The 14455-nt window shown below is 56.7% G+C and carries 19 protein-coding genes and 1 tRNA gene; 14 read left to right on the top strand and 6 right to left on the bottom strand.

Annotation, left to right across the window (positions count from 1 at the left end; translation table 11 throughout):
- Positions 1-46: 46 nt before the first annotated feature.
- The 4 genes from AC1DWM_RS24815 (at position 47) to AC1DWM_RS24800 (ending at position 2196) form a co-directional block, all read left to right on the top strand.
- Complete coding sequence (locus AC1DWM_RS24815) at positions 47-1021, top strand: alpha/beta hydrolase family protein (RefSeq protein WP_477796393.1); 975 nt, start codon at positions 47-49, stop codon at positions 1019-1021.
- A 29-nt stretch (positions 1022-1050) separates the two neighbouring features.
- Positions 1051-1467: a hypothetical protein gene (locus AC1DWM_RS24810; protein ID WP_223518806.1), complete on the top strand. Its 417-nt coding sequence runs from the start codon at positions 1051-1053 to the stop codon at positions 1465-1467.
- Positions 1468-1473: 6 nt separating this feature from the next.
- Positions 1474-1926 carry a hypothetical protein gene (locus tag AC1DWM_RS24805; RefSeq protein WP_223518804.1) on the top strand — a complete coding sequence of 151 codons (453 nt, stop codon included), beginning with the start codon at positions 1474-1476 and terminating at the stop codon, positions 1924-1926.
- A 63-nt stretch (positions 1927-1989) separates the two neighbouring features.
- Positions 1990-2196, top strand: coding sequence for an AbrB/MazE/SpoVT family DNA-binding domain-containing protein (locus AC1DWM_RS24800; protein ID WP_223518802.1), 207 nt, complete (start codon positions 1990-1992; stop codon positions 2194-2196).
- Positions 2197-2283: 87 nt separating this feature from the next.
- Here the strand turns inward: AC1DWM_RS24800 and gabP are convergent, their stop codons facing one another.
- Positions 2284-3675: a GABA permease gene (gene gabP, locus AC1DWM_RS24795; RefSeq protein WP_223518800.1), complete on the bottom strand. Its 1392-nt coding sequence runs from the start codon at positions 3673-3675 to the stop codon at positions 2284-2286.
- Positions 3676-4239: 564 nt separating this feature from the next.
- Here gabP and AC1DWM_RS24790 point away from each other — a divergent pair.
- The 8 genes from AC1DWM_RS24790 to AC1DWM_RS24755 all read left to right on the top strand — a co-directional run bounded on the left by AC1DWM_RS24790 (position 4240) and on the right by AC1DWM_RS24755 (position 10293).
- A complete protein-coding gene (locus AC1DWM_RS24790) occupies positions 4240-5013 on the top strand; it encodes an ABC transporter ATP-binding protein (RefSeq protein WP_007897462.1) in 774 nt (257 codons plus the stop codon).
- A gap of 13 nt (positions 5014-5026) precedes the next feature.
- Positions 5027-5773, top strand: coding sequence for an ABC transporter substrate-binding protein (locus AC1DWM_RS24785; protein ID WP_223518798.1), 747 nt, complete (start codon positions 5027-5029; stop codon positions 5771-5773).
- Positions 5774-5851: 78 nt separating this feature from the next.
- Positions 5852-6547 (top strand): ABC transporter permease, encoded by a 696-nt coding sequence (locus AC1DWM_RS24780; protein ID WP_027922191.1) that lies wholly within the window; start codon positions 5852-5854, stop codon positions 6545-6547.
- The gene (locus AC1DWM_RS24775; protein WP_223518796.1) at positions 6544-7233 is read left to right on the top strand and encodes an ABC transporter permease; all 690 of its coding nucleotides are present in this window, start codon (positions 6544-6546) and stop codon (positions 7231-7233) included. Before AC1DWM_RS24780 ends, AC1DWM_RS24775 begins: the two co-directional genes overlap by 4 nt.
- Positions 7214-8446, top strand: a complete 1233-nt coding sequence (locus AC1DWM_RS24770; RefSeq protein ID WP_477796392.1) for a methyltransferase — start codon at positions 7214-7216, stop codon at positions 8444-8446. Before AC1DWM_RS24775 ends, AC1DWM_RS24770 begins: the two co-directional genes overlap by 20 nt.
- 345 nt (positions 8447-8791) lie before the next feature.
- The gene (locus AC1DWM_RS24765) at positions 8792-9616 is read left to right on the top strand and encodes an FkbM family methyltransferase (RefSeq protein ID WP_477796391.1); all 825 of its coding nucleotides are present in this window, start codon (positions 8792-8794) and stop codon (positions 9614-9616) included.
- A 77-nt stretch (positions 9617-9693) separates the two neighbouring features.
- Positions 9694-9769: transfer RNA gene (locus AC1DWM_RS24760), tRNA-Thr, on the top strand.
- Positions 9770-10080: 311 nt separating this feature from the next.
- Complete coding sequence (locus tag AC1DWM_RS24755; RefSeq protein ID WP_477796390.1) at positions 10081-10293, top strand: hypothetical protein; 213 nt, start codon at positions 10081-10083, stop codon at positions 10291-10293.
- Positions 10294-10443: 150 nt separating this feature from the next.
- On the opposite strand, the gene AC1DWM_RS24750 is transcribed toward AC1DWM_RS24755, so the two are convergent.
- Genes AC1DWM_RS24750 through AC1DWM_RS24740 form a run of 3 tightly spaced genes read right to left on the bottom strand, consistent with a single transcriptional unit; the run spans position 10444 to position 12071 of the window.
- Complete coding sequence (locus tag AC1DWM_RS24750) at positions 10444-11154, bottom strand: SDR family NAD(P)-dependent oxidoreductase (protein WP_223518781.1); 711 nt, start codon at positions 11152-11154, stop codon at positions 10444-10446.
- Between the two features lie 42 nt (positions 11155-11196).
- Positions 11197-11853, bottom strand: coding sequence for a DsbA family oxidoreductase (locus AC1DWM_RS24745; RefSeq protein ID WP_477796389.1), 657 nt, complete (start codon positions 11851-11853; stop codon positions 11197-11199).
- Positions 11850-12071, bottom strand: coding sequence for a tautomerase family protein (locus tag AC1DWM_RS24740; protein WP_059406388.1), 222 nt, complete (start codon positions 12069-12071; stop codon positions 11850-11852). The genes AC1DWM_RS24745 and AC1DWM_RS24740 overlap by 4 nt, the downstream gene beginning before the upstream one ends.
- 221 nt (positions 12072-12292) lie before the next feature.
- Between AC1DWM_RS24740 and AC1DWM_RS24735 the strand changes: the two genes are divergently transcribed.
- Positions 12293-12616: a helix-turn-helix domain-containing protein gene (locus AC1DWM_RS24735; protein ID WP_223518778.1), complete on the top strand. Its 324-nt coding sequence runs from the start codon at positions 12293-12295 to the stop codon at positions 12614-12616.
- 53 nt (positions 12617-12669) lie between these two features.
- On the opposite strand, the gene AC1DWM_RS24730 is transcribed toward AC1DWM_RS24735, so the two are convergent.
- Positions 12670-12855 (bottom strand): hypothetical protein, encoded by a 186-nt coding sequence (locus tag AC1DWM_RS24730; protein ID WP_477796388.1) that lies wholly within the window; start codon positions 12853-12855, stop codon positions 12670-12672.
- A 494-nt stretch (positions 12856-13349) separates the two neighbouring features.
- On the opposite strand from AC1DWM_RS24730, the gene AC1DWM_RS24725 reads away from it, so the two are divergent.
- A complete protein-coding gene (locus AC1DWM_RS24725; protein WP_223518769.1) occupies positions 13350-13643 on the top strand; it encodes a DUF3077 domain-containing protein in 294 nt (97 codons plus the stop codon).
- Between the two features lie 421 nt (positions 13644-14064).
- Here the strand turns inward: AC1DWM_RS24725 and AC1DWM_RS24720 are convergent.
- On the bottom strand, positions 14065-14455 hold a 391-nt coding region (locus tag AC1DWM_RS24720; RefSeq protein ID WP_477796387.1), incomplete at its 5' end, for an integrase core domain-containing protein.

Genomic DNA, 14455 nt, shown 5'->3' with positions numbered 1-14455 from the left:
ACTATGAAGACTATCGTTGGCAGCTACGCGCAAAGGTCCGTCACCGATGAATTTCAAGGACACGCCTACACTGGCACCCGCTCAGATCGAGCTGCCATTGCCTGACACCACACCCGGAGCCCCCTTCAAGGAGCCCGCCGCAGACGACTTCACCCTCGGCGGGTTCACCTGGCGGCACACTCCGCAAGACCCTGCTCGCCCCGTCGTGATCATCAACGCTGCCACCTCTGTCCGCTGCCGCCATTACTCACGATTCGCCGATTACCTGTTCGCCAACGGGTTCGATGTCATCACATACGATTACCGTGGCATCGGCGAATCACGTCCCGTCTCGCTCAAAGATCTCGACGCTTCATGGACCGACTGGGGCGCGCTGGACTTTGAAGCGATGCTAAGGCGCGCTGAGCGTGAATTCCCCGGGCAGCCCATCGACGTCGTCGGCCACAGCTTTGGCGGCTGTGCAGCAGGCCTGGGGGCGTCCGGGCGTGTCATTCGACGGATGGTGACGGTCGGTGCGCAATTCGCTTACTGGCGTGATTACGCGCCCGCCCATCGCTGGCGGATGTTCGGCAAGTGGCATGTGGTGATGCCGTTGATGACGATGTTCCACGGCTATTTCCCCGGCAAGCGCCTCGGCTGGCTGGAGGACACACCGGCCGGCGTAGTTCGCGACTGGACTACACCGACAGCCCGTTATGAAACGCGCCCCAGCGGTCGACGCCTCCATGGCGGAACCGGTCGACTGCCCTTTGAGCGTGTCAGCGCGAAAATCCTGGCGATCAGCATCAGCGACGATCCTTATGGCACGATTTCAGCCATTGAACGCCTGCTCCGCTACTTCACCCACAGCACCAACACCCACTTGCGAATCGCCCCCCAAGACATCGGCGAAGAAGAAGTCGGACATTTCGCCTTTTTTCGTAGCGCATACCAAGCCACACTATGGCCCATTGCATTGTCCTGGCTGCAAAACGCCGAACTGGCCCCCGGCACACCCGGGCGGCAAGTCCCACGCAGCTGAGCCCTCTCAACGAATACGGAACGACACCCATGGCCTCCGCCAACAAACAGCACAAACGCGCCACTCGCGCCAAAGCCAAGGCCAAGCAGAACCGCACCCAACGGGCCGCCGCGCCGATCGAGCTGGACCCGAACGATGATCGCATCGACTTCGAATCGGTAGACCTGACCGAGCTGTTCAAGAAGATGATCGACGCCGAAAAGACCAGCCAGCAAGCGATGTGCGTGGCGTTCCTGGAAGACCCGCTGCTGGAATTGGTCTATGAACAGGAAGGTGAAGAAGGCGCGATGGACTTCATCCTCGCCGCGCTGATCGAGTACCGCCAATGGTCGACCGAAGTGGACGAAGCCGGCGCCCTGGCGTGGATCGAATCACCGGCCTTCCAGGCTGACTATGTGGCAGCGTCCGATATCATCGCCGCCCAAACCCAACAGAAAACAAACTGAGTTCCCATGGCATCCCCGAACAAGCAACAGAAACGCGCCAAACGCGCAAAGGCCAAAGCCAAGCAAATCAACATCCACGGCAGAAAACCCGCTGCGCTGGACGATGAACTGGGGGAAATCGGCGAGCCGATCCCGGAATACACCCTGGCGATGTTCAGCAAGATGCGTGATGCAGAGGCCGTCAACCGTAACGACATGCTTCAGGTCCTGCTGTCAGATCTCGCCGGGATCATCAGCGACCATCCAGAATTGCTGGACATGGAAAACGCCGACAACGAAGCCATGGCCGCCACTCACCTGGCCGCCGACATGCTGATCGACTACCGCATGTGGGCCGACGGCATGGACCGGGAAACGGCTCAAGCCTGGCTGACCGATCCGCAGTTCATCACCGACTTCGGCGATGCGCTGGATAGCTATCGTCAGGCGCTGGATGCGCAAGAAGAAAAAACTGATTAAACCTTTCCTCAGAATAACGGCTAATTACCAGCCGCCGTTTTCACAGGCATGCGAAGGAGCCCCATGGAAAAGAAGACCCTTTTCCGAAACGAAGGATGCAAGTCCGCCGAACGGGTCAATACGGAACCGATGTCGGATTCGGTGAATCCAGTCGATTTCGTCGCCATTGGAAGGGCTCGCGTCATCAAGCCCGCAGGAACTCAATGGAATGACTGGTTCGAAGGCGATGATGTCAGTGTCGACTTCATGACCACCCGCCATCAAACATGATTGCAAAAAAACAAAAACGGCCGCTTGTCATCACTGACAGCGGCCGTTTTCGTAGGTATCAACAACAATTGCCTTGGGTCAGAACCCTCAGCGTGCCAACACTGCGCTCAGCTTCTCATTACGACGACGGCGAGCTACCAGCACGCCAGCCGCCACCACCAGCAGGGCCAACAGGCCGGTTGCGAGAATCTCCACGCGATGCGCTTCCTGGAACAGCATGATGGTCAGGGCCGCCACGATGAAAATGATCACCGCGTAGGTCAGGCCCGGGAACAGCCACATGCTGAAGGCAATTTTTTCACCGCGAGCCATACGCTGTTTACGCATACGCAGTTGTGAAATGGCGATCACCAGGTACACCAGCAGCGCGATGGCGCCGGAGCTGGCCAGCAGGAATTCGAACACAGCGGCCGGGGCCACGTAGTTGGCGAATACCGCGAGGAACGCAGCGCCGGTGGACAACATCACAGCCCAGTACGGCGTGCCGCTCTTGTTGGTGCGTTGGGAAACGGCCGGTGCATCACCGCGCTTGCCCAGGGAGAACATCATGCGCGAGGCGGTGTACAGCGCCGAGTTCAGGCAGCTGGTCACAGCAACCAGTACCACGATGTCGACGATCAGCTTGGCATTCGGGATGCCCATGCGCTCAAGCACAGTCTGGTAAGAACCAACGCTGGCCAGGATCGGGTCGTTCCATGGCACCAGGGCCACGACGATGAAAATCGACACGAGGTAGAACAAGCCGATCCGCCAGATCACCGAGTTGGTGGCCTTGGAGATTTGCTGACCAGGGTTCTTCGATTCTGCGGCCGCAATGGTCACGATCTCGGTGCCCATGAAGGAAAACATGGTGGTCAGGATCGCGCCCAGTACCGCGCCCATGCCGTTTGGCAGGAAGCCCTGGGTGTCGAACAGGTGCGAAACGCCGCTGACCTGACTGGTCGGCATGAAGCCGAAGATCGCCATAACGCCGAGGACAATGAAACCGATGATCGCCACGACCTTGATCAGGGCGAACCAGAATTCGAACTCACCGTAGTTTTTTACGCTGAACAGGTTAGTCACCGTCAACAGCAGGGTGATGATCAGCGTGAAAGCCCAGATCGCCACATTCGGGAACCAGGCATGCAGGATGGTTGCGGCGGCGTTGGCTTCCAGCGGGATGACCAAGACCCAGAACCACCAGTACAACCAGCCGATGGTGAAACCGGCCCAGTGACCAATCGCGCGATCGGCGTACGTCGAGAAGGATCCGGTATCCGGCGAAGCAACGGCCATCTCGCCGAGCATGCGCATCACCAGCACGACCAGCATACCGGCGGCAGCGTATGCCAACAGCACGGCCGGGCCTGCGGCGGCGATGGCGTGACCCGAGCCAACGAACAAGCCGGCGCCGATAACTCCGGCAATCGACAGCATGGTCACATGACGCGGTTTGAGCCCCTGTTCGAGGCCATTGGAGCTTGGGGTACTGCTCATTGAAACTACCTTTGTAAGGAAAAGCGAATGCGTGCATCCCGCTTTGAATTCTTTCTCGTAAAAAGAAACCAACGGGGCGTTCTGGATTCTGTACGCAATAATTGCGCCAAAATGTTTCAAAACCGTCTACCACGGTGATCTCGTCCCGACCGGACGGTCATCGCAAGTCATTGAAATTAATGGCACTTTGCCAGAACGTTACCCTGCGACTCACTTTTAGAACGAATGCGCGCACCGGAAACACACCCGAAAAAGGCTCGAAGCACTATAAAAGTGCGGATCAGGGACGATTGGCCGGTTAGCGCTTCCAACACCCCGTCAAAGCTGGCAACATCGCGCCTTTTTTTACGCGACACCCACGGCTGCTTTGTATTTAAAAGCAGGTTCAAACGGCTGTTCGGTTGATAGCAGCGCGACAGTCTGCTGTAGCGATGCGACAACCTGCTACATCACTTCCGTTTACCGCCCGTAGCGCTGTTGGCTGCCATTCAAACGCTATGCTAGCTTGGCCGCCTCGCCAGGAAGGCCGCCAACAGCAGGAGCGAAACACTATGAGGAACGCACATGGCTGAGGCCACGCCCGCGCTTGAAATCCGCAATTTGCACAAACGCTACGGACAGCTTGAGGTGCTCAAAGGCATCTCGCTGACCGCCCGCGACGGCGACGTGATCTCGATCCTGGGCTCTTCCGGTTCCGGCAAATCCACGTTTCTGCGTTGCATCAATCTGTTGGAAAACCCGCACCAGGGTCAGATCCTGGTGGCCGGCGAAGAACTCAAACTCAAGGCCGCGAAAAACGGTGAACTGGTCGCCGCCGACGGCAAGCAGATCAACCGCCTGCGCAGCGAGATTGGTTTTGTGTTTCAAAACTTTAATCTCTGGCCGCACATGAGCGTGCTCGACAACATCATCGAAGCGCCGCGCCGCGTCCTCGGTCAAAGCAAAGCCGAAGCCATCGAAGTCGCCGAAGCCTTGCTGGCCAAGGTCGGCATCGCCGACAAGCGTCACGCGTACCCGGCGCAACTGTCTGGCGGCCAGCAACAGCGCGCCGCCATCGCCCGTACCTTGGCGATGCAGCCCAAGGTGATCCTGTTCGACGAGCCTACTTCCGCCCTTGACCCGGAAATGGTCCAGGAAGTACTTAATGTCATCCGCGCACTGGCCGAAGAAGGCCGCACCATGCTGTTGGTCACCCACGAAATGGGCTTTGCCCGTCAGGTGTCCAGCGAAGTGGTGTTCCTCCACCAAGGCCTGGTAGAAGAGCAAGGATCACCACAGCAGGTGTTTGAAAACCCGCTTTCGGCACGCTGCAAACAATTCATGTCCAGCAACCGCTAACGGAGCTTCCCGCATGCAGAACTACAAAAAGATCTTCCTGGCTGCCGCCGTCACCCTGGCGTTCAGCGCCGGCGCCATGGCCGAAACCCTGAAGATGGGCATCGAAGCGGCCTACCCGCCGTTCAACAATAAAGATGCCAGTGGCAATGTCGTCGGCTTTGACAAGGAAATCGGCGACGCCCTGTGCGCGAAGATGAAAGTCGAGTGCACCGTGGTCACCTCCGACTGGGACGGCATCATCCCGGCCCTGAACGCCAAGAAGTTCGACTTCCTGATCTCCTCGATGTCGATCACTGATGAGCGCAAGGGCGCGGTGGACTTCACCGACCCGTACTACTCGAACAAACTGCAGTTCATCGCCAAGAAAGACGTCGACTTCAAAACCGACAAGGCTTCCCTGCAAGGCAAAGTGATCGGCGCACAACGTGCGACCCTCGCCGGTACCTGGATGGAAGACAACATGGACGGCGTCGAGATCAAACTCTACGACACCCAGGAAAATGCTTACCTGGACCTGACTTCCGGTCGCCTGGACGGCATCCTTGCCGACAAGTACGTCAACTATGAGTGGCTGAAAAGCGACGCTGGCCGCCCTTACGAATTCAAAGGCGATCCGGTGGAAGAAAGCGACAAGATCGGTATCGCGGTACGTAAAGGCGACCCGATCCGCGCGAAGCTGAACCTCGCCCTGAAGGAAATCGTCGAGGACGGCACCTACAAGAAAATCAACGACAAGTACTTCCCGTTCAGCATCTATTGATTCTGACCTGCCGGACCGGCGCCGTACTCTGACGGCGCCAGTCCATGGCATTGCCTGCCGCGACTTGAAAAGAAACCCATGACTATCGATCTCTACGGATTCGGCCCGGCGCTCGCCGCTGGCGCGCTGATGACTGTGAAACTGGCACTCTCAGCCTTGTGTCTTGGGCTGGTGCTCGGTTTGCTCGGCGCCTTGGCCAAGACATCCCCGTACAAGCCGCTGCAATGGCTTGGCGGCACTTATTCGACACTGGTTCGCGGCATTCCGGAATTGCTCTGGGTGCTGTTGATCTACTTCGGCACGGTCAACCTGATGCGTGCCCTGGGCGAGTTTTTCGGCAATCCCGACCTCGAACTCAACGCCTTTGCCGCCGGCGTAATTGCGCTGGGCCTGTGCTTCGGCGCGTATGCCACCGAAGTATTTCGGGGCGCGATTCTGGCGATTCCCAAAGGTCACCGTGAAGCGGGCGTGGCGTTGGGTCTGTCGAAATTTCGCATCTTCACCAAACTGATCATGCCGCAAATGTGGCGCATCGCCCTGCCGGGTCTTGGCAACCTGTTCATGATCCTGATGAAAGACACCGCGCTGGTATCAGTCATCGGCCTGGAAGAAATCATGCGTCATGCGCAAATCGGCGTGACCGTGTCCAAGCAACCGTTCACCTTCTATATGGTGGCCGCGTTCATGTACTTGGGCCTGACCGTGCTCGCCATGAGCGGCATGCACTTAATGGAACGTCGTGCCGCTCGCGGCTTCGCGAGGAGCACCCAATGAACTGGGACATCATCATCAAGTGGCTGCCGAAGCTGGCCCAAGGCGCAACGCTGACCCTGGAGTTGGTGGCCATCGCTGTAATCGCCGGGTTGCTGCTGGCGATTCCGCTGGGTATCGCGCGTTCGTCGCGACTCTGGTATGTGCGGGCATTTCCCTACGGCTACATCTTCTTTTTCCGTGGCACGCCGTTACTGGTTCAACTGTTCCTCGTCTACTACGGCCTGGCGCAGTTCGATGCAGTTCGTAACAGCTCGATGTGGCCATACCTGCGCGATCCGTTCTGGTGTGCCACCGCCACCATGACCCTGCACACTGCGGCCTATATCGCCGAGATCCTGCGCGGCGCGATCCAGGCGATTCCGCCGGGTGAGATCGAAGCAGCGCGAGCATTGGGCATGTCTCGCGCCAAAGCACTTTTCTACATCATCCTGCCGCGTGCCGCACGTATCGGCCTGCCGGCGTACAGCAATGAAGTGATCCTGATGCTCAAGGCCAGCGCCCTGGCCAGTACCGTGACCTTGCTGGAACTGACCGGCATGGCCCGCACCATCATTGCCCGGACCTACCTGCCGGTGGAGATCTTCTTCGCCGCGGGGATGTTCTATCTGTTGATGGCTTACGTGCTGGTTCGCGGCTTCAAGCTGCTGGAGCGCTGGCTGCGCGTCGATGCCTGCCAAGGGCGTTGATGCCTCCTGCGTGCTGACGGGCGAGGACCTACTCGCCCGCTTCATCGCGCTGGATGCTTTTCTGATTGAGCATCAGGCGCTGTGGAAACCACGACCGTTTACTCATCTGCAACTGCCTTGGGAAGCGTCCTATCCAGAACTGGCGCTTTGGTTGCGTGGGCGGTCGCTGGAAGACGCGGAAGTTGCTCATAACCAACCTTGTTTGCTGGATGCGCCGGAGCCGTTTGCTTCATTGGCGACGTTGTCGGCTGTGCTGAGTACGGTCAGTGAGTTGCCGGCGCACGCACTGGAAGCCGCCGGGCATCGGCTGAATGTCGATGTACCGGGGCGCAAGTGGCAACAAATTGAGGCGTTTGCCAGTCGCCTGTCGTTTGCTGCACCGCCCAAGCATTGGCTGGACTGGTGCTCGGGCAAGGGCCACTTGGGGCGGCGTTTGCTGCAAACCGGGCAACAACTGACCTGCCTGGAATACGACCCGGCGCTGGTGGCCAGCGGACAGGCACTCAGCCAGCGTCATCAATTGCGTGCCCTGCATGTCGAACAGGATGTGCTCGCTCTTGGCGCCGCGAGTTTATTGAATGCTGAGCAAACGCCAGTAGCGCTGCATGCCTGCGGTGACCTGCATGTGCGATTGATCCAGCTCGCCAGTGCGGCAGGCTGCAAACAACTCGCCATCGCGCCATGCTGCTACAACCGCATCGGTCTGACCGAGTATTCGCCGATATCCCTGGCCGCAAAAGGCTCCGCCCTACAACTCTCCCTCGATGACCTCGCGCTACCAATGAGCGAAACCGTCACCGCCGGTGCTCGTGTACGACGTCAGCGCGACACCTCGATGGCCCGGCGCCTGGGTTTCGACCTGCTACAACGGCAACTGCGCGGTGTTGATGAATACCTGCCCACCCCTTCCCTGCCGAGTGCCTGGCTAGACACATCCTTTGCCGAGTACTGCCATCATCTGGCCGCACTGAAAGAGTTATCCACAGTCGGCCCGCAAGACTGGTCCGCACTCGAAGCCGCCGGCTGGCAACGATTGGCACAAGTGCGCAATCTGGAGCTACTACGCGGACTTTTTCGACGCCCGCTGGAGCTTTGGCTGGTACTTGACCGAGCACTCTTCCTGAGGGAGCAAGGCTATACCGTTCGTCTGGGTACTTTTTGCGAAATCCCGCTCACACCCCGCAATTTCCTGCTCTTGGCGGAACGTGCGTAAAAAAGTCGCAGCCTGTGGATAACTCTGTTGATGGAATTTCCGTGGATCCAATACCTGAGCCTGTTTCAGGGGTAAAACGACACTGTTCATTTTTTATACACTTGCAAAAAAATCCGGAAAAACAGCGATTTGCGGACAAATGAGAACTGGTCCACAAAAACAGTAATGAACGAGGCAAAGCACCAACCCCGTTGTGCATAAGCATTTAACACAAACGACATAAGCGCCTAAACCCGGACGTCACGCGGGGAAAATTGCACCGCTTCCCGACTCTTGTTATACAAACACGCAAGGGCGCCGACAGCGCGCCCACGAACAAGAAAATTCGACCGACAGGATGCGACAGTGACGTTCATTTCTTACGCACAGAATTTCGAAGACATACGCCTGTGGCGCGCCCTCAAAACCGTCGAGAACGGCTTCTATATCGACGTCGGGGCCAACGATCCCACCCACGACTCGGTCACTAAAGCGTTCTACGACCACGGCTGGACCGGCATCAACGTCGAACCGATGCCCAACTACTATGAAGCGTTGTGCCAGCAACGCCCCAAAGACACCAACCTGCAATGCGTGGCCGGTGAAAGCGCCGACAACCTGACCTTCTACGGCATCGCCGGCACCGGCCTCTCGACCGTCGACCCGGCCATGGCGCAAATGCACAAAGACGCCGGCATGGACGTGCGCAGCCAAACCGTCCAATCCCGCACCCTGACCTCCATCTGCGAAGAACACGCCCAGGGCCGTCCCATCCACTTCTTGAAAATCGACGTCGAAGGCCACGAAGAAACTGTCCTGCGCGGCATGGACTTCAGCCAGTGGAGGCCGTGGGTCATCCTCATCGAAACCCCGTGGGACCGCGACCAGACCTGGGAAACCCTCGTCACCGGCGCCGGCTACCAATCCATCCTGTTCGACGGCATCAACACCTACTACCTCGCCGAAGAACACCTGAACCTCAAACCCGCCTTCGACATCCCGCCCTGCAACCTGGACGAATTCCAGTTCTGCAAAGGCCACAACTTCAGCCACCCCGTCGGCGACGCCGACCACCAGCTGGCCGCCGCCTTGCAACGCGCAGAACAGGCCGAAGCACAGCTGCGCGCAATGCAAAATAGCCGGACCTGGCAGGCTATCCAGAAACTCAAGAAAACCCTGCTTCGCGCCTGACCTGAAGCCTGCGCAAAAATAGTCTGAATTCAGGGGTTTACAGAACCAATCCAATCGCTATAATCGTCGCCCAACACGCCGGTATAGCTCAGTTGGTAGAGCAACTGACTTGTAATCAGTAGGTCCCGGGTTCGACTCCTGGTGCCGGCACCATATAGAACAACGAAAAAGGCTCACCTTGCGGTGGGCCTTTTTCGTTTATGGGTCTTTCGCTCCTGAGTTTCCCCCCGTTCGCTCCCCATTTCGTATTCGCCCCCCTCTTCTGGTCGCTTTCGCCCCTCTCGCTGAGGGGTGGTGATATTCAACACAGGTGCGGAATCGACGTATCCAATTCTGGTACCGCGTGTCTGCATACCTCACCGAAACGATGAGCGGTTACGGTCGAAAATCAGTGAGGCGGCATAATGGCGGCAGTGCTTATGCACAATCTGCCACTTCACTCCGCCGTTGCGAGCCCCTTTGTAATGAACACCGAACGACGTTACTCGATCATCTTGGAGCACAGCGCGGAGGTGCTGCTTGAGCATGCACCCATGGCGCAGATAGAGGCATTTTGGGACGCCAACGATACCCGCTACTTCGGGTTGCGCATGGAGGACGAGAACAGCGCGCACGCACGAGTGATTGTTACGGACGAAGTCCCCGACGACGAAGATGTGGAGCTTTCTTGTCTGTAGCGAATGGAATCACTCGCCACCTACTTGAGGTGGGGAGGCCGGCCAGATGATTCCCAGATCTATTTTTCAATCTGGTGCCGGCACCATACAAAACAAAGCCCTCGTAGAAATACGAGGGCTTTGTTGTTTCTAGCGTTTGCAAACCAGGCCTTAGTGACCAGCGCTCTGCCCACCATCCACATGCAGGATTTCCCCGGTGACAAAGTTGGCGCTATCCAGATAAACAACCGCCTGAGCAATGTCGCTGATCTCGCCCATGTGCCCAACCGGGTGCAGATTCCCCAGCGCTTCATGCGTTTCCTCACCATGCATCGGCGTCTTGATGATGCCTGGGGAAACCGCATTCACCCGAATCCCACGCTTGGCGTACTCAATGGCCAGGGACTTGGTCGCAGCGTTCAAGCCCCCTTTAGTCAGCGAAGCCAGTACCGACGGCACACCATCAATCGCATGGTCCACAAGGCTGGTGGTGATGTTGACGACGTGGCCTTTGCCTTGTTTTTCCATCTCGGTGATCGCGAGTTGGGTAATGTAGAAGAAGCCATTCAGGTTCACCGACAACACATTGGCGTAGTCTTCAGCGGTGTACGCGGTGAACGGTTTGGCGATGAAGATCCCGGCGTTGTTGACCAAAGTATCGATGCGGCCAAAACGTGCGATCGCTTCACGGATCACCTGCTGCGCAACAGCCGGGTCGCCAATGTCGCCCGCCACGGTGAGGATATCCGGGTCGGTGGACGGTTTGATCGAACGCGAAGTGGCGACAACCTTGTAATCCAGATCACGGAAAGCTTTGACCATGCCCGCGCCGAGGCCTTGGGATGCACCGGTAATAACGATGACTTTCTTCGAATTGCTCATGATGAACCTCTGCTAATAAAAGATGATTTGAAAAGTAAGTAATCAGGCTTCGGCGGGGGCCTTTGCCATTTGTCTCAACATTTGTTCGTAGTACTCGACCGACTGCGATCCGGATACCAGGTGACGACCGTTGAGGATCATGGCCGGGACAGAGTTGATGCCGTGCTGGCGGTAGAACTCCTCAAGCTCGCGCACTTCTTTGGCGAACGCTCCGGACGCCAACACTTCTTGCGCAGCTGCCGCGTCGAGCCCGGCTTCACTAGCCAGACGAACCAGAGTCTCGCGATTGCTCGGGTTCTGGCCGTCGGTGAAGTAAGCGCGCAACAGGATCTTCTTCAGCTCGATCTGCCGCCCTTCCTGCAACGCCCACAACAGCAACCGGTGCGCATCAAACGTGTTGTAGAAGTGGGTGCGCTTCTCCAGATCGAACGTGAAACCGATGGCCTCGCCACGAGCGATCTGCATCGCTTTGCCAGCGACGACGTCCTCGGCAGTGCGTCCATACTTGCGCATCAAATGCTCGACGGCTTTCTCGCCGACCGCCGGCATGCCCGGGTTCAACTCGAAGGGCTTGTAGGTGAGCTCCACTGAGACTTCACCGGCCACGTTCTCGATCGCCTGCTCCAGCGCCGTCGCGCCTAATGCGCACCACGGGCACACCACGTCGGAGACAAAGTCGATAGAGACGGACGYGGTCATGACTTGCCCTCCGCCTCAGCCAGTTGCTTGCGGTACTGGGTGGTGGTGATGCCGGCGTAACCCCAGTTATCGGTGTCGACTTCTTCAATCACGATGTGGGTCAGGTGCGGATCCTTTTTGAGAACGCGTTCCAGGGTTTCAGTGATTTCGGCGATCACCTGAGCTTTCTGCTCTGAGGTAACGCCATCGCGGGTAATGCGAACGCTGACAAAAGGCATGAGGAATCTCCAAGTGACCTGCCCTTCGGAATGAATGGGTAGGCGTTGGAGCTCAATGTAGGGAGTTAGCTGGAGGGGATAAAGGTGGGGGCGGGAACATCATTAGTTACTTGGTGTAATGAGTAATGCCTCGCAGACACAATACGTTTGCGTCAAAACCGATCAATCGACTAGCCTGCATTTATCGTAAATTTTAGATAACTCAAAGGAGGGAGACGTTCATGGCAGTTCAATTTTTCGACAGCCCATTCCATGCCACGCATGACAGCGAAGTCGCCAGCAAACAAGCGTTGAAGATGGAGCTATCGATCTTCATCACTGACTACATCAAAACCCTGGGCCTCAAACAAAGTGAGGCTGCGGCCAGGTTGAACGTGACCCAATCACGCGTCTCAGAGCTCACCACTGGCAAGATCGAGAAATTCACGATCGATGCAATGATGGACATGCTGGATAAACTCGGCTTTCGAACGACTTTTACGTTGCCATCCAACGATGCCGGGGCTTTGCCTCAGATCGTAATTTCACAAGCTAACGCCTGCTAGATGTTGTGCGATTTTGCAGTAGGACTCAGCCCCTTTTGATGTAGTCCGTCTTGTTACGTGTCGCTTTTTTCCACTTTCAGCGACACGTTATTAGAACGTGTCGCTGGAGACGACATATGCGAGTCGATGCGTTCCTTCGTTAACGGCCTCACCTCAGCGATTGGAAGCGCTTGGCTCTCATTCATTTCGCGTACAGATTCCAGCAAATCCTTTTGAAACTGATCCAATTCGATATCCATTTCTGATGCCTTCTTCAACAAGTCGGGGGCTTCAGCAAGCCTTTTTCAAATTATGAAAATTATGGCTGGGCAATAATTATTGCCCAGCCATAAAAATCACTAAAACGTTCCCCCACGCCACCACCTAGCCACGATTGCGCATCTGTCCCTCTCAAGCTACCTTCAAGTCGTCGCTGCCAATTCAGCGACCGGGCCTGATAACCCGAGTAAGATACAGGCGCACAAGCGCCCATAATCACGATTGTTGGCGTTTTTTTGTGCCTGCATTTCCGTGTAATGGCGGCTGTGCGTGGGAGACCTTCGGGTCTGCCGGGTTCCTGTATCTCCGGTTTATCAGCCCGCGCATAGCTGCCACCCATTCGCCTGATAACGAACGTGGTAGCTCTAACTTTGATTCAGGAGTTTTTGCTAATGCCCGCTATCAGTCCGTCCAAAACTTGCGCTACTGCTCCACCTGTTCATACCCACCACCGCCCAAAAACCGGAGGTGCCCAATGACCAACCCTCAAGACCTCAAAACCATCGGCCTCACCCCCTTCTCCTACCACGCCAACGAAGCACTGTTCCGCATCAACGCCGGCGTCCCGGTAATCCAGGCCCTCTCCCACGCTTCCGACCTGCTCCACATCGCGAAACTCCTTGCATCAGATGCTGCGATGGTTCGCGATACCGACCGGTATGCTTGGGCGTCACATTATTTACAGGATATGAGTAAGGCGATCATCGATGACGTGGTGAAGGTGCTCGCCGCACCGTGTAACAACCGAGCCAATAGCGTCGCCTCATGATTTAAACCGCACACAAAAAAGCCTCGAATGGCTCGAGGCTTTTAGCGTGAGGAACATCGTTAGAAATTCAGGTCTTCTGCATAAAAACGAGTTTTCGTGCACAAAAACGATCATAAAACTGCCGTTTTGCATAAAAACGTTTCGAAATTGGCCAAACCACTCTGAAGTATTAACAAACGTTGCATACCCGCTCAGTTCTCACTCACATCTGAAAACCAGCATTTTTAGCCTTGAGTTGACACAAACCCCACTTGTTGCCGAGACTGGCCTCCAAGAGCGCGAAACCGACTGCCTTCAAGTGGCGATAGTCGACGTTAGGAACCCCGTTGATGACTTGAACATCAGCGCTCGGGTGAGACCTCTTGTTTTTGAAGCAGCCTGATTGATCTGGTCCAGTAATTTTGGACATTGTTTTCGGTTCTCACGCCGCCATCTTTTCTGCCGCTACCGGCGAGTGGTAACCGTTGTAGCTGTGGCGCCTTACATTGTTGTAGCGCGCCACATATCGGTTGATATCTACTCGGGCCTCATATTCCGAGTGGTAGCCCTCTTCAGGCACCCAYTCGGACTTCAAGCTGCCAAAAAAACGCTCCATCGGGGCGTTATCCCAACATTGGCCTTTTCGACTCATGCTCTGCTTTAGCTCGTGGGCCATCAGTTCGTCCCTGAATTTATGGCTGGTGTATTGGCACCCTTGGTCAGAATGAAACAGCACACCTTTAGGTCGTCCTCTCAATTCGACAGCCATACGCAGTGACTCGCTTGCTAGGGTCGCGTCGGCGACCAACGAATACGACCATCCCACCACTCGT

It is taken from the genome of Pseudomonas sp. P4_C8, from assembly GCF_056401975.1.
Note: the sequence above shows the minus strand (reverse complement) of the source record. Positions and strands in the feature narration are given on the sequence as shown.

Bases quoted from the DNA above. Each gene is read 5' to 3' on its own strand.
- AC1DWM_RS24815 (WP_477796393.1), top strand. From the start codon at position 47: ATGAATTTCAAGGACACGCCTACACTGGCACCCGCTCAGATCGAGCTG.
- AC1DWM_RS24810 (WP_223518806.1), top strand. From the start codon at position 1,051: ATGGCCTCCGCCAACAAACAGCACAAACGCGCCACTCGCGCCAAAGCC.
- AC1DWM_RS24805 (WP_223518804.1), top strand. From the start codon at position 1,474: ATGGCATCCCCGAACAAGCAACAGAAACGCGCCAAACGCGCAAAGGCC.
- AC1DWM_RS24800 (WP_223518802.1), top strand. From the start codon at position 1,990: ATGGAAAAGAAGACCCTTTTCCGAAACGAAGGATGCAAGTCCGCCGAA.
- gabP (WP_223518800.1), bottom strand. From the start codon at position 3,675: ATGAGCAGTACCCCAAGCTCCAATGGCCTCGAACAGGGGCTCAAACCG.
- AC1DWM_RS24790 (WP_007897462.1), top strand. From the start codon at position 4,240: ATGGCTGAGGCCACGCCCGCGCTTGAAATCCGCAATTTGCACAAACGC.
- AC1DWM_RS24785 (WP_223518798.1), top strand. From the start codon at position 5,027: ATGCAGAACTACAAAAAGATCTTCCTGGCTGCCGCCGTCACCCTGGCG.
- AC1DWM_RS24780 (WP_027922191.1), top strand. From the start codon at position 5,852: ATGACTATCGATCTCTACGGATTCGGCCCGGCGCTCGCCGCTGGCGCG.
- AC1DWM_RS24775 (WP_223518796.1), top strand. From the start codon at position 6,544: ATGAACTGGGACATCATCATCAAGTGGCTGCCGAAGCTGGCCCAAGGC.
- AC1DWM_RS24770 (WP_477796392.1), top strand. From the start codon at position 7,214: ATGCCTGCCAAGGGCGTTGATGCCTCCTGCGTGCTGACGGGCGAGGAC.
- AC1DWM_RS24755 (WP_477796390.1), top strand. From the start codon at position 10,081: ATGAACACCGAACGACGTTACTCGATCATCTTGGAGCACAGCGCGGAG.
- AC1DWM_RS24750 (WP_223518781.1), bottom strand. From the start codon at position 11,154: ATGAGCAATTCGAAGAAAGTCATCGTTATTACCGGTGCATCCCAAGGC.
- AC1DWM_RS24740 (WP_059406388.1), bottom strand. From the start codon at position 12,071: ATGCCTTTTGTCAGCGTTCGCATTACCCGCGATGGCGTTACCTCAGAG.
- AC1DWM_RS24735 (WP_223518778.1), top strand. From the start codon at position 12,293: ATGGCAGTTCAATTTTTCGACAGCCCATTCCATGCCACGCATGACAGC.
- AC1DWM_RS24730 (WP_477796388.1), bottom strand. From the start codon at position 12,855: ATGGATATCGAATTGGATCAGTTTCAAAAGGATTTGCTGGAATCTGTA.
- AC1DWM_RS24725 (WP_223518769.1), top strand. From the start codon at position 13,350: ATGACCAACCCTCAAGACCTCAAAACCATCGGCCTCACCCCCTTCTCC.